Source organism: Candidatus Omnitrophota bacterium, assembly GCA_013791745.1.
Classification (GTDB): Bacteria; CG03; CG03; order CG03; family CG03; genus CG03.
The window spans coordinates 1-15,886 of sequence record VMTH01000029.1 but is presented as its reverse complement, the minus strand read 5'-3'; the positions used below and the strand labels follow the sequence as shown (position 1 = coordinate 15,886).

The following is a 15,886-nucleotide window of genomic DNA, read 5'->3' as shown; positions in this document are numbered from 1 at the left end:
GATTGTGTCCGGGGTCGATCTCAAGAACAGCGCGCCACAGCTCTATCGCTTTCCCGTAATTACCCTTGAGGTACTCCGTGGTAGCCTGATTAAAAAGATTTTGTTTTTTGGCTCTCTCATCCAATTCTTTGGCCGGAGCCGGAATAACGCCGTCTTCAAGCATTTTCCGCGACTTTTCTATTTTAACTTTTGATAGTTCATGGGCGGGATCTATCTCAATAACCTTCTCCCACATCTCTATTGCTTTTTCATAATTCCCTTTCTTATACTCGTCGGCGGCCAGGCTGAAATAATGCTTTTTTGATGCGGTCACGGCTTTAATTATATTCTGCTTTGAAAGATAATGAGAGGGCTCCAGTTTAAGTACCTGCTCCCAATTTTCAACCGCTTCATCAAACCGCTTATTGACATAAGCCTCCTGAGCTTTATTGTAATACATTTTGATTTTCATGAGCCTGTCATCCTGCGCGCTTACCTTACTGAAATAATACCTGAGCGCAAGATTCGGCTGAAACGCGATGTCACCGATAAAAGGCATAGAGACACCCAATGAGAATTCTATCCGCTCTTTCACATCCATCGCCACAGCTACGGAAAAATAGTTTGAGTTTATTCCCGTCATAATATTCAAACCTCTGATTTTATATTCAGCTCCCAGGCCGTAATCCGGCATCTGCAGACAGTCCTGATAGGAAAAAATGAGTTTTAGATTCGAGAAGTTTTTCGCGGCAGAAAAATTAAATTCCCGGGGCAGCGGGTCTTCTTCCTTAAAACCTATATCCGTATTGCCCAGGTTTTTAAACGCAAGGCCGTATTCAAAACCGTCGCTGAACTTGGCCCTCATAAAAAAATCCCAGGAAAATGTTGTTGCCGCGTTTGAATAATTCTCATATGGAAAATGAGTGAACTCCATTGAATATATATTGAAAGCCGCGGCGATATCTATCCTTTCCTCAAATTTTCTGATTATCAGATCATTGAGATTCCTTGACAGCAAAAAAGAGGTTTTTGATTCCTTGTGTATGGCGGTGGCAAGCTCGTTATGAGTGATTCCCATACCATAATTCCTATAAGGAAAAATAGCCGCCACATCAATCTTCTCCGCGCCGGGAGGATAATAACCCGGAATCCCGGTATCAAGCTCATTCAAGCCGTAAAACAAATCACTATATTCCATATACAGCGACGAGCTCTCCTCATCGCATATCAATGCGGGATTGGAATATACAGATGAAACTTGAGATCCGGCGAGACTTTTGGTCTTCAAATCCATAAAACTGTAATACGCAAAAAGGGGGACGGAGGAAAGTGAATATATAAAAATACCGGCTATCCAAGGAATTGCCGTTATAAACAAGCTTGATTTGGTTCTAAAACTTAGAATTGTTGGCAACTCACTTTCCTCCGTCCCCCTTTTTTTTATTTCCATATTCCAAGCATGCCCCAAAAATCATCTGTATCCGTTTTCAGGTGGTATAAATACGCCCCTGTAGGAACAACATTATTGTTCCTGTCTCGCCCGTCCCAGCCGGACTCGCCCGAGAGTTGCTTTATTTTCCGTCCGTTCATATCGAATATTTCTATATTAATCGACGAAGGATTCTGAATAAAATTGAACTCTATCTTTTCTCCCATTCCCGGATTGAATACAGGCTTACTGATAGAGGAAATGTTTTTACCCGAAGGCAAAGCAGAGGATGTTATCCTAAAAATCCCTATCTTTCCCTGCTGGTTCAAATTGAACGTTATTTTATTCCCCGCTGTATCCAGAGAAGCCGGTTTATAAACCCAATTGGTCCCATCGTAAAAATAAGCGGCATAGTTGATCTCGTCTATTTCATTGAAATAGCACAGTGTTACAGCAGCAGGAGGGATACTCCCTGTTATTTCATAAAGTTCCAGCGGTAGACGAATGCCGGCGGTTGAAATCATTTCAGAATTAGAAGGGACGATATTATCCGTAATCAGAGACTCCGGATCAAGAAATAGCAGTCTTACACTTTCTCCCAGCGGGGTCTTAAAAACAATTTGGGAATCACCTGTTGAATAGGTTTTGCTCCCCGGCGTCAAAGTTATATCCGGATCAACGGAGATGCTGTAAACATCGGTATTTTGAGTCACTGTTCCGCTGTACAGAACAAAGTAATAGTCAATGCCGCCCAAAACATACTCTGCGGACACAGTAAATGTGAAAGTTGACGCTGATAAGACCGGATAAGCGGCGGAATAAACACTTGCGGCGGAATTTTTCCATTTTAAGACGGCGCTGTCGGCATCAACACTGTAAATGCTGAGCGGCATATCCCTCTCCTGATAAAAATATTCCGCGGCGTTAAAATTCGTATACCTCAAACTTAGGGAAGATGCCGCTTGCTGTGAAGACAACACTCCGGCAGTTGAATAAGCTATATCCGAGATATACCTGCCCGTATCCGGGACACCGCCGCCGTCAGAATCCAGCGGAATAACAAAATATTTATCAAAAGTGAACTCGTCAAAAGTGCCTCCGAAGGATGAACTCTGGTCGGGCACAGCGTCTTTCGCCGAGGTCCCGTCCCCGCCCGTCACCGCGACGAGAAGTTTTATTTCCGCTCCGCCGGGAATACCGCTGCCTGTTATCCCGTCGTAAATTACGGAAAAAGGTATTTTAATTTCAATAGAACCTGTCTCGCCGCTGCCGCCTCCTTTAACCGCCTGAGAAACCTGCGATGTAACATCATCCAGAGTCGTTGAGGAAGTTATTCTGTAAAAAGACCCCTCTGCAAAATCCCAAAATGTAAACTGAAAATCCGGCCTAAAGCCGTCAGGGAATTTATGATTCCTGGCCTGCGACCATGGCAAACCCGAAGCATCTTTTATAGAACCCAAATAATCCCCGCAATCAAGATAAAGGACGATAGAATTACCTCCGAGAATACCTTTCAATCCGATATAAATATTTTCGCTGTCATAGGTTGTCCACAAATCGTAAATTTCGTTTGTTATCCCCCATTTGGAATCGCTCTGCGAATCCGCCGCTATTTTTTCATTGGCTGAAAAATCCGCTTCGCAGTTCCCTGAAAGCGTAAATGAATGCGGCGTTTTAGATAACACCGGTGTGTAAATTTCGGGAGATGAGGGGAAAGTAATATTGTCATAAATCGTTTCGTAATCGCCGCCGTTTATTATAAGGTCATAATTTCCCGCAGGAAGCGAAACTCTTGCAAAAGAACTTATTTCGCTTTCATACGCCATCCTATAAGAACCCGCCTCATAAATTTTAAGGTTCAAAGGCAGCTCCGGAATACTCGAAAGATTTATGTTAAACGACGCGGTAGAAAAAGACAGTGTAAACGGCAGAGCCTTCGCCGCGGTTTCGCTTCCACTCGTGTGTGAAATATTATCATCACCGCAAACGTAGGTTGTGTTGTGGTCGTCATAAGTAACCGAAAAGTAATAAAGGATTTCTGTATCGGGAGTTATGTCCACCGTCCAGTATTTAATTGTGTACATATGTTCTTCCAGTTTAAACTCAGCGGTTTCGTACCAGTTAATATCTTTAAACCACGAAAGGCCTTTTTCTTTCCATATACCATTTTCCTTGTAATGAATTTTCCCGCCAGTCATATCTCCATAATTTTCAATACCGTATTCTGTATTGTAATACGACAAATTCCCTACGAAAAATTTAACATTTCCACCTTTCTGCAGATATAAAGGAATTCTCATTGAACTAAAAAGAGAGGGAACTTCTTCGTATGGCGAATGGAAGCAGTTGCCCGTGCCGGCAAGTATGAATGTGAACGGATTTGACGACGCTGACGAAGAAGAAGAACCAAAACAATAATTTGAGTTGTTTGATAAATTATGCTCGTAGGGTCTGGAAATATAAACATCTTTTGACTCTGCTTTCGAACTTATAAAATATTCAATAACCGTTCCCGTCGATAAATTCAAAGTCAGGCTCGAACCGTAAACCGAATAATCCGCACCCGTTTCGACATAGGAAAACATTTTCGTCTGCCAGGTTGATGAACTTTCTGCTTTCCAGTAAAGCTGCGGCGAGAGGTCTTGCGCTTTATCCAAATCCGTAAAATAAAAAATAATCTCTTCATCTTTTTTCGGGAACAACGGGTTTCTGTAGGACGTTGTGGAATTTGCTATACTCAATTCTCCTGACGGCTGGTGTTTGAACCCTTCGCCAGCGGGAGGAACGGCCAGGTAAGAAAGAAATTTAAAAAATTTATTGTCCAAAAAAGAATTCAAAACATCCCAGCAAAAAATCGCTGAATTTACAGCATTACTAAATTTCCAAATATTTTCTTTCTTATATCCGCTTGTTGAATTCGAGAACTCAAACCATGAACCGTCATCTGTATAGACATACAGGGCTTCGTTACCCCTTACATCTGCTGAGATGATTCCGTTTATTTTTCCTAAAGTATAGTCTATGGGAAATATTTTCCATCCGTTTTTGTAATAAATCTCCCATAATCTTGAATCCTCGCCGCCGATATAAAGTCTATCCTCTCCCGAAAAATTTGATTTTATTATACTGTATAATTTTGTGCCGGTATTGTATATTTTTTCTTTGTTCCACACTGCGCCGCTTTTATAAAATCTGTAAAGGCATTTATCCTTGCTAACCGCAAAAATTGCGTCATCGTAATAAACAATATCTGTGATTCCGAGACCGGCGCGGCCTATTCGCTCTTTTGCCCCGGTTCCCTGATTAAATTCCCACAAATAGCCGTAATCATCAGAAAGATAGAAGACATCGTCTTTTTTAATAAACGACAAGAAAGAACAACTGTTTGTAATAATCTCTACCGAAAAACCGCTTGCGGGATCAACCCTCCAGAGTTTTTTATTAACGGCATAAATTATGTCGTCTTCAAAGATTATATCTTTTACCTCTTCTTTGACGATTTCAGCAAATTTTACAGCAGTTGACCAAGAGACTATATAAATACTTCCCTTCTCATCACCTGCATAAATTGTGTCTTCATAAGCAAAACTGCACGTAACTTTTTCATCTGTTGCCCCTAATCCTGTTGACCTACTACCACTGTACCAGACTGCGCCGGCCGGCGTGGGAATAAAAAAAGTAAAAATAGGAACGGAGGTAATTAAAAATATAAAAATACAAATTATCCAAGGTTTTTTGAAATAAAATAAGCGCTTTATTTTAAAACTTTTATTCCATTTTTCTATAATTTTTGGAATATTTGGCAATTTAATTACCTCCATCCCCTTTTCTTTTTCCCCATTTAATCTGTAGCGAAAATCTTTGAGTATCGCCAAATTCCCCGAAGGGAATAAACGCATAATCAAAACCTATTTCCCTTATCTTAATTCCGATACCGAATGTAAATCCGGGGAATTCACCGTTATCCTCTGGTATATACTTATATCCCGCCCGCAGAAATACAACATTTATAATATTCGCCTCCATAGCGCAAGCACCAGAAGTTTTTCTGTCAATATAAAAATTTCCTGCCGAGTAAAGGGATATGTATTTTAAATTAAGCTTCACAGCCATCCGCAGTGTCTGAGGTAATTTTTCTTTAACATCTATAAATTTGATTTCGGGCCCCATATTGCATAGCGCCGCCCCGTAAGATAATTTGCCCGGAACTAAAAATCCGAAATCGGCAGCGGGAGCGCCTGCTTTCTCATCCTCTATTCGTTCCTCTATATATTTCACCCGCCCTCCCCATATCCCTTTTCGGGGGGTAAATGTGGCGGCAAAACATCTATCCTGAAAAACGAATTTACCAATATTTTTATAACCGTATGGATCAGAAGTATCTATCACCGTGCGGAGAGCGTTTGTATGAAGATAGTTCAGTGAAAGCGCAAGATTAAATTTATCAAACTGCTCAACATAAATAAGCGATTCATAATCTATATCGGCATAAAGGTTTATATGCATCAGCTGAATCTCACGGCCTGTGAGATTCAAAAGAGCTGCGGGATTATATTCCACCGCCGAAGAATCAGAATAATCAGCGGCGAGAGAATCGGCAAGCGCGGCGCCGCGAGCAGAAGTTCCTATCCTCAAAAAATTAAGCGCCGTCTCTCCGGCTCCAAAAATAGGGACGGAGGTAATTAAAAATATAAGAATACTAATTTTCCAATGTTTTTTTAAAGAAAATAAACGCTTCACTTCAAAACCCCATTCTTCCATTTTTCTATAATTCTTGGAATTTTTGGCAATTTAATTACCTCCGTCCCTATTTTTCTTTTTCATCGGATTATTGCCGCCTTGCCTATAAATTTCTTTTCGCCGAGCGCGTTCGGATCCTCTGCAAGAATAAGATAAAGCCCCGAAGACACATCTCTTCCATCGTCATTTTTGGCATCCCACACACAGGTGCCGTCGTTAGAAGATTGCAAACCGCCCCTCACCGGCACTCCGTCAATAGTAAATATCCTTATTTTCGTATTTGAAGTCAACTTTGTAAAATGAATTCCGGAGTACTGATTCCCCGCGCTGTAAACCGCCCCTGTCTCAAACTTTTTATCAAAAGGCTTAAAAGGATTGGGATAAATCACAGCGTTTGAAAGATCCGGTTCTCCCGCAACCGTCATAAGCGCAAAAACCGAAAAATGCATTGTCCTGAAAGTAATCGTGACGCTGGAAATGTTTATCTCCGGTTTTTCAAAATGCGGCCCTATTTTTACCCGCTTCCAAAAATTATATTCCTCGTCAAGATAAAAAGCGGCGATGTTCTCCGTGTCTGCTCCGGCGGGATAAGGCAGAGTTATTTCAACGGGCCTTCTGAATTCCTCTTCCAGCAAGGTACCGTCCATTTTCCTGAGATTGAACATAAATATCGTAGAAGTGGCCATTTCCTGCTGATATGAAATCTGCCCCGCTTGCGTATTCGCCGCTTCTATCTTCGCCGAAAGTTCTTTAAACTTATTCGCAGCGGCTATCTCTTCTCTGTTGTATATTGTCAGAAATGCCTTTTTTGCGGAAAGCGACTTTTTCGGAAAAAAGATACCGGCTGTCTTGCAATAATAACCGCCTTTTTTATCCACTTCCTGCGGCGTGACAAATACATCAGGGTTGGAACAATAAACTTCGCCATTGCCGAAAATATTCATATTCCACAGATAAAATGTTTGAAGAGGGATATCCGAAATTTTTGAATAAAACTTCAGCGCCTCAGCCGGCGAAAAACCTTTCCTTTTCGCAATAAATTCATATTTCTCCCAGTCAATCTCCGAACCCTGAACGATATTCCGGTTATACGTCGATTTTAAAACCCAGTATATGCCGGCAAATGAGTCATTCTTCTTAAACGGAGCGCTGCATGTTATCTTTACCTTATCGGAATAAGGCTCGGCTGTAAATTTCTGATCCACTATTCCGCTTACAAAAAGCGCCTCCGGTATTTTCACGACGGAAGATGTTGATGTATCCACTTCCTGCGGCGCGGACTGAAGTAAAAAAGAACCTATCGCAAAATAATATTTCTTCCCCGCAAGCGAAACGTTCCACAAAAAGCCCGAACCGCCCGTAGAAATAACAACACTCCAATTCAGCCCGTCGGTGCTCTTGTAAACCGTCACATTATCGTCGTATTCGGGGTTTTTCTTCCATGAAAAATTAATATCACCGGTGCTTGATACAATTTTCCAGCCGATTATCGCCTCCGGCAGAGAATCCGCCGTGCTCACTCCCCATGTATCAAAAACATAGAACTTTCCGTCGCCGTCTATATCAATGATTTTTACCAGCCTTGCGCCGGAGGGATCTTCCGCGCTCGGACTTTGATACAAATAACTGTATATCTCCATTTCCGTAAGCGTCACCCATGAGGTGTAGTATTCCCCTTCCTTTTTAAGGGCGTATTTTCTCCCGTTCAACGACAGGGAAATCTCATCCTGTCCCGGATACGTCAGCGCAAACCTGCATTTTATCCTCTTATTCGGCCTGAACTTAACGGTTTGAGAATAATTCCAGCGGAAAGTGCGCTCCGCGGACGAGGTGGGATAGAGTTCTGAATTTATGTCAATATCCGCGTAATCGTACTTATCTACAGATCTCAATCTCAGATAATAAGTCGCGTTGTTTTTTAGTGACTCTATCTCAACCTGCGCGGCATCCGGAGATATCAGCGTAGAAGTGTCGTTGTAATTTTTCCAGTTTATGCTGTCGGTGGAAAGATAAATGAGATAACCCTTATTGTCAAGCAGGCCGAAGCCGCCGAAATGCGGAATTGTCCATTTAACTTTTACGCGGCTGTCGTCAACTTCCACAACAGGATCCTGCGGGGGGGAGGGAGCCCCCGCCCAGTTATCCATAACCGAAGATGCCGGAATTGATTTTGTGAAATTGCCGTCAACATAAACATTATTCTCATAACCGACATAAACCGAATGCCAGAAGTTAGTTTGTTCCCATATCCGCGTCGTCACAGAACCGGTGCCGTATTCTATCGCATACTTGTAATAGTATGTGTTTCCCGGTATCAGACTCACCGGCTTTCCCCAGCAAGTGCCCGTTGACTGCCAGGTCATTGAAGAAACGACGCCTTCCCAGAAGTCCACATCGCCTTCCTTCAAATGAGACGGTGTTTTACCGCTTATGTAAACGCCTTTTATGCTCCCTGACGACGGAATACCGGAATAGGCGTAAAGCGGATATGAAGCAAAGTGAAAAATTAAAAATGCCGCGCCTACCGTCATGCAGGCAATGCACATTTTTACAATTTTATTCATTTTACCAATATCTCCTCACGCCTCACCCCGCGGGTTTTACACATCTTATTCAACCTTCCTTTCGCGCGTTCGCGGAAAATCCGCCGGCGCGATTTCGCAATTTGCTCATGACTATCCCGCTTTATTTACACTCCTGTAGAAAGGGCTTTAGCCCCGCTAATACCCCGTCCCGCCATAAGACAAGACACCCCTTTACAAAAAGGGGAATTCTGTCCGTATGCGGACAAAACTGCGCAATCAATAAACAGGACTAATTCATAAACCCCCTATCCTTTTCGCATCACTATGTTCGCGGTATACACACTCTGGTGATTTTACCCTGTATCTTGTTCGGATAAAATCTGCCGTCCGCGCCGGCCGGCGTCAGATAAACAAGATAGCCGTTTGCTTCAATGTAATCCCAGTTCGGTTTTTCCACCTTGAAATAAACCGGAATAGCGGCTGACGGACGAGCGCTGGCGCTGTAGGGAACGTCAGTACCGCCGGCCGTTGTTGAGATTACGGTGCTATACGCATAAGTTGCAAGATTACCGTCCGGGGTATTCGGGGTGTTTGTCAATCCCGCATAGGCGTCGGAAGAAACAACAACAAAATAATAAGTTGAACCCGTTATAAGTCCCTGTGTGCTGATTGAAGTGCTGTAACCATGCGTTGAAGTGGAAAACTCATAAACCGAGGCAAGCCCCGTGGATTGGTAAACCAAATATTTACCGCCCATAATTACGTCAATCGGTTTGAACATTTCAGAAAGATTCCCTTCCCCGTCGCGCCACCCGCTATTATGTTCCCAACTCACGGTAACGCTGTCCGCGCCCGTCGGGGATGCCTGAACATTATAGACACTCGGCGTTGACCCGTAGTTATTATACACCCAGAGTTTTGACACATCGTAAGGGATATCCAGCACGCGTCTGCCATCGCCTCCAGTGGGCCCAACTCCTTTATAATAACCCGCTCCCGATATGTTGATGAGGGCTGGTTGACCAGCTCCCCCCGAACTTGCCGATACAACAAAACCCGCGTCACTACCGTAGTTTGGCGTGGGGTCGTAATAAGTTGTTCCGGATGTAAGGCCTGTCGGAGCCGAAGTTGAAACTGCCATAAAAATATAGTTGTACTTTGCGCCGGGACACATCAGATTTTCAACCTTTATGAGGTATGTCCCGTCTCCAACAGCCGTCATTGTTGAAGCTGTCAGAATATCTCCGCGATCCACCCATGCGGAAACACCTGTCCCCTGCTGAATGGAGATTTTTTTCTGAACTCTTGTATCTCCCCAGCCGCTCGCAGCTCCCGCGCCGCCCATGGCCGCAAAAGCTGTGCCTGACATCAATCCGCACAGCAAAACAAAACTCAAAAACTTTTTCATTTTCCCTCCTAAATTTTACCAACAGTCCATTAAAAATTAAACAACATTTTGACTTTTACTTTTTATTTTTTCCATCACCTCCTTTTTACTCCTCATTGTAATGCAGCGCGGAATTAATTCCGCGCTCAACTTTCTTTTCTTCCATTTTTTTATCTCTCATCTCTCATTTCCCGCCTTTCATCTTATTACAGCACTTGAACCCGCCCCGTGAATTTTAAATCCGCCCGCCAGCATGATTGTAAATACCTTTTTCTTCCCGGGCCCTATGTAATCCACCTTAAAATAAACGGGTATCGTCTCCCGCGGTGTTGCGCTGCCGTCGGAAGAACTGAATTCCAGTGCGCCGCCTCGCGCGAGATTCGGTATTTGCGCCTTCGCAGGGTCTCCGCAATAGGCGTCGGATGAAACAACAACATAAAAATATTCTACTTCCTTCAGAAGGCCGAGATTATCCCCCTCAACCGCACGGTCATTATCCGCCAATTCGGAAACACCGGATGTGGAGAGGATCAGAATATAAGGCCCCGCCTCACTCACGCTTGAGCGGTAAATTTCATAACTCCCTCCGGCGAGCACATCGGCGGCTTTACTTGTTTCCGCCCCTGTTCCCCACGACCCGTATGGCGACCAGTCAAGCTGAATTGTGTAAGAATTAACCGGCACGGCATAAACTTCCGATGTGTTAGGCGTGCCCGAAAAATTGCAGAAAACATAAACGGTCGCGCCGCTGCCAAGTTCTTTCGGAACGCAAAAAATCCTCCTCGTCTCTCCCGTGCCGCCCACATTCCCGAAACGGACGCTGCCGTGATTTGTCGTCGTTAAAGTTGATGTGGAAGTCAGCATACCTGAACTGCCCGAAGCCGGAACCGTATCAAAGTAAGTCGTGCTCGCCAAGAGGCCGGAAATAGTGTAAGTTGAGTGCGCGAAAAGAATAAAATTATATGTCGTTCCCGGGGTCAGAGACGCCGAAAACTCAAGCTCATCCGGAAGCCCGGCAGGAGCTGCCATAGCGACAGAGCGCCCCGTCGGAGTCACATTTGAGCGTCCGTCGCTGTCCCATGCCGAAACCGTCATGCCTTCCTGCATGGCGATTGATTTCCCGACGGAAGGCCACGGCGCATTAGCGTTACTGTTTACGCGAATTTTCGTAATAATAAAGTCCGCGTTCGGACAAACGCTTACCGTTGAAGATAGAACGCTGTAAATATTCGCGCCTGGTTCACCGGCCTTCGCTTTGAAAGTATCGGAAGACCTCATCAGAAAATAATATGTAACATTATTGGAAAGACCGGTAAAATTCTTTGAAAAGACAGTGCCCGCGACTGTAGCCGTTTGTTTGTATGACGAAAAACTTCCGGGCGTATATGTGGTCATATAAATGTGATAACATCCGCCGCAAACGACATCAACAGCCTTCATCGCTTCGCCGGCGCTGCTGGGTTCATTATTTTTAACATTAACCCAGTTCGCTCCGTAAGGCGCTGACCAGTAAAGCGTTGCCGCTTCATCCGCGGGAATCGCCTGGATATAGGTCGGCGCGGTCGGGCTTGAACCGAAATTCGCGTAAACATACCATGTGGAATTATCCGCAAGAGAGCCCGGCACCTGTATCACACGGCGGGCATCGCGGTTGGTACCGACAGGATAGAAAACACCCTTCTGCTCTCCCGCGATGGAAGTGGATGAAGTTGACACTATAAACGTTCCCGTGTTCGGGACGGTATCAAAATACTGCGAATTCGCCCTGAGGCCGTTCGGCGGGTTGGATGTCGTTTCAGCAAAAAATAAAAAATTATAATACTCTCCTTTTAAAAGCGGCAAAACCGTTTTGTATGTTCCCGCATCTTTATCCGCCGTCATCTCCCTAAGCCCCTCCGTTACATCCGCCCTGTCCACCGAGCTCCACACGGAAGTCTGCGTTGAAGACATAACAGCCAGAAACATTTTAAGACGGGTATCGTCGCCCCATGGGCTTGAACTGAGGCCGGCTTGGTATGGCACGCCGAAATGAACAAAAACCTGACTGCTTATATACACCGATACAACCGTCCACGTGCTGCTTTCAAGCGCCGGAGCTCCGGAATCAACGGCGAGTATTTTAAAACTGTACGTCGTATTCTGATTTAAATCCGTAACGGTATACGGCTGTGTGTAATCGGACGGCGACGGATTAACCAAAATACCGGGATCTCCTCCCGCGCCGTTGTTCCTGTAAATATTATATCCCGCGAGGTCTTCCGCCGTTGTTAATCTGTCCCAATAAAGATACGCTTTTTTTGCGCCCGGATAAGCAGTTGTTCCGGAAATACCGTCGGGGTTTTCCTCCCAGTTCTGATTCAAAGTGATTGAAGCAGTGGTCACAAGATATTCCCTGTAACCGGAATCCGTGGCAAAAGACTGTTCTTTCGTTTGAAGATTATTATATCCGAACTGATACTGTATTGTCGTTCCGGAAATGAAACCCATGGCGATACTGTAAACAGAGCCGGTTTTAGCCATTGTGCTTGCTGTTGTCCAATAAAGCGGGTCGGTGTTTCCGAGAATTTCTGTATTCGCCGGATTTATATTTCCCGCATCAATCTTGAAGACGATCGGCACAAGACGCCCGTAAAGCTGAGCGCTGGACGGAGAAGAGTTACCGGACGAATCAACCGCGGCGAGTTTATAATAATATGTTGTTTCCTGCGAAATTCCGGCGTCTGTGTAATAATCTTTTTCGGGGGAAATAAGCGTGCCGTTTAATTTATCTGATATGGACGGTGTAAAACCGGATTTCGTTGACCTGTGTATATTGTATCCCGCAAGGTCACCTTCCGAATTTAAATTCCAGCTAATTTTTATGCCGTCAAAACCGTCTGCGCCGTATCCGCGAGCGACGAGACCCGACGGAGCGGCAGGGGCGGTTGTGTCTCCGCTTCTGGGAAAACCCGAATAAACAGATGTATAGGCGCTTTCGTTTCCTCTCCTGTCCTTAGCGCTGATTTTGTAATAATAGGTGTTATTGTTTGTCAGATTTTTGTCAACATAATTATTAGCGGCGGCACTCCTGCGCACTATTTCGGAAAAACCTTCCGTTGAGCTGTAAGTTGAACGCTGAACCGTATAATAATCAAAATCGGGCTCAACATTCTTCGTCCAGGAAACAGTGATTTGACAGAAAACAGCCTCAAGACTTATTCCTGAAGGAATACGCGGCGCCCTGTCGTTATAATATCTCCAGACATTGGCGATTGTCATTTTGCCGCCGCCCTCATCCGTAATCTCAACATTCGGTATGGCGTCACGAAAAATCTCGCCGCGGAGTTCCGACCCTGAAGTCCCGTTGGGGTCATTAAACAAATACCCCGCGTCGCCCTCCCCTATCCTTGTTTCACCGGTAGTCGTAATCACATATTTGTACTCTATAAAATCGGAATCATCCATTTCAAAGGTTCTCTGAAATGTCCCGTCGCCGTTGGAAAATAATGGCGTCCATCCATTGACGCCCCTTTGAGGGAGGGTGTCGCCGAATGCCAATGCGTCTCCCTCTATATCCACGGATGCAACAGATAAACCGCTGTCTCTGGTATCAACCCAAAAAGTGACCCGGAGCGGTCTTGGCACAACAGTTATCTGATTTGAAAAACCAGACTTATTGCCGCTTCTGTCAAGGGCGCGAATTCGGTAATAGTACGTGGCGGCATTTTCAAGAATATCAACATGTCTTCCCTCGGAATCCAGCGAACCATCAAGATTATTGTCGTAATAATATGGCGAAAAAACTTCAACTAAAGGCGCGGGAAACGAACCATCGGCAATTGGTGTTTTGCTCCTGTAAATATAATATGTCTGTATATCAGCTTCAGTGTTCGGTGTCCAAAAAATCATAGCGGCGTTTTTTCTTGGCTGACCGGATAAATTAATCGGCGCTCCGGGAGCGGTATTATCCGCCGGTAAATTAAAATTTTGAGTCCTGTATTCGCCGCCCGAGATCACAATGCTGGTTGAGACCTCTACAATATCAAAACCTTGCGCCCATGCGCGAATTGTGCGATTGCCCGTCAGGACCTTTCTTAAATCTCCCGACAGCGAGTAGCTGCCGTTGGCATCGGTGGTTGTCGTCCAATGACTTTTTCTGTCAATATCCACGACCGCGCCCGAAATAGGATTACCTGCGCTGTCTTTGACGGAGCCGGATATATGCACATAGTCATAACCATCCATAATCAATATTCTGGCGGAATGACTCGGAACCAAAGGACTGTAGTCGCCACTTTTATTAAGATACCCACTTGCATCAGTCCCCCAATCACTTTCATCTGTCAACCAATCCTTCCATGACTTGCTGGCAGGAAGACCGTTAATATCAACCGGGCTGCGGTCCCCGTTGCTTCTATTCACTAAAACCAGCACTCTATCATCGCCCCACTTCCTTAAACATATCAGGACATCATCGCCGGCATCAGCAGTGTACGAAGGCCACTCTCTGCCTCCTTTCTTCGGATCGCCACGGAGCGGCGCAAAATTCGCTTTCGCCTGAATCGTTCTTCTTATGCTGTCTCTGACAACATTCCACGGACTCTCTGTGGCGCGGTTAAAAAGCATCTCGCGAACATTGCCGTCTCTGTCCATTTTCGCATCAGAGCCTCCGCCATAAGGTCCTTCCAATCCGACTTCTCCACCATAGAACACCTTTGCGGGTCCGCCAACTAAAAACGCCGTCATATAGGCGACCCGTTGCTGCCACGCTCCTAATGTCCAATCAGGCCTGTATCTTGAAATAAGACGGTGCTCGTCGTGATTTTCCATCATCACGGGGTTAATTGATTTATCATTTTTCCCTGTATCCTGCTGCTGATCCAGACCCGAACGAAGATTCGGAGTGCTTCGCGAACTGGCGTCTCCCGGCCTTGCCCATGCGCATATATGGTGATCCCATGCATCTTTATACCCGCCGCTGGCCATATCAATGGCGCCGTGAAGCATCGGCCCGTTGGAACCTGTGTACTCGTTGAACTGGCCAACAGTCCCTGGTATCTCGCCCATTGTATAGAGTTCAGGGTCCCATTTGTCCAAAGTAAATCGAAGAACGCGGCTGAACTCGTATCTACCGGGGCCATCTCCATTGTCCCAGAACTTCGGATTGTCAAATCTAAATCCATCAGAAAATGACGACCACCAAACAGCGTTATTAACCATATATGCCCTCGGCTCGGCGAACTCCTGTCTCAATCCAAAGCCAAAAATCTCATCTTGGAAATAATGGGGATATTTTTTGCCTGTTGGAGCATTCTTGTGTCCAACCTGCCCTGGCACCCAGTCAATCATCGTTTTTAAATTATGATTTTTAATCTTTTTTGCCATCTCAATATATTTATCTCTCCCGCCGAATTTGCCCATAAACTGATATGCGTCTTCAAGATTATAACCCCATATTCCTCCCCCAAAAAGATGCACAGGGGCAAACCACAACATATTTATACCCATTTCGTTAAAATATGACATCTTGTCAATCACACCCTGAAAATCGCCGCCGTAATCGTTTGTGTCGTTTATATCGTCGTTTGAAGTATCCCCGTTAGACCAGGCATCTACAAAAATGTTATAGAGCATGTAATCAAGGGCGGACGGCGGAGCGGATAAATCCGGCTGCGGCTCCGCTGGCGGCGGCACATGCGAGGCTGTTATTCCATTTGCCTGAGTTATCTCGCCTGTGTCGGAAAAAGTTACAGCCAGATAATAATCAACCACTTTATCCCCAACTTCTTCCCATGTGCTCGTAGAAGAAATGACATCAACAATGTTTGAATTATCCGCGGCGCACTG

General features: G+C 44.9%; 6 protein-coding genes. All 6 read right to left on the bottom strand.

The window, feature by feature from the left end; translation table 11 throughout:
* The coding region (locus FP827_01340; GenBank protein ID MBA3051730.1) for a tetratricopeptide repeat protein at positions 1 to 1,429 on the bottom strand (1,429 nt) is incomplete at its 3' end.
* Positions 1,420 to 5,214, bottom strand: coding sequence for a hypothetical protein (locus FP827_01335; GenBank protein ID MBA3051729.1), 3,795 nt, complete (start codon positions 5,212 to 5,214; stop codon positions 1,420 to 1,422). The genes FP827_01340 and FP827_01335, both read right to left, overlap by 10 nt.
* A gap of 1 nt (position 5,215) precedes the next feature.
* Positions 5,216 to 6,169 carry a PorV/PorQ family protein gene (locus FP827_01330; GenBank protein MBA3051728.1) on the bottom strand — a complete coding sequence of 318 codons (954 nt, stop codon included), beginning with the start codon at positions 6,167 to 6,169 and terminating at the stop codon, positions 5,216 to 5,218.
* A gap of 59 nt (positions 6,170 to 6,228) precedes the next feature.
* Positions 6,229 to 8,712 (bottom strand): fibronectin type III domain-containing protein, encoded by a 2,484-nt coding sequence (locus FP827_01325; GenBank protein MBA3051727.1) that lies wholly within the window; start codon positions 8,710 to 8,712, stop codon positions 6,229 to 6,231.
* A gap of 283 nt (positions 8,713 to 8,995) precedes the next feature.
* Positions 8,996 to 10,081: a hypothetical protein gene (locus FP827_01320; protein ID MBA3051726.1), complete on the bottom strand. Its 1,086-nt coding sequence runs from the start codon at positions 10,079 to 10,081 to the stop codon at positions 8,996 to 8,998.
* Between the two features lie 177 nt (positions 10,082 to 10,258).
* Positions 10,259 to 15,886, bottom strand: a 5,628-nt coding sequence (locus FP827_01315; protein MBA3051725.1) for a hypothetical protein, incomplete at its 5' end; no start/stop codon positions are given.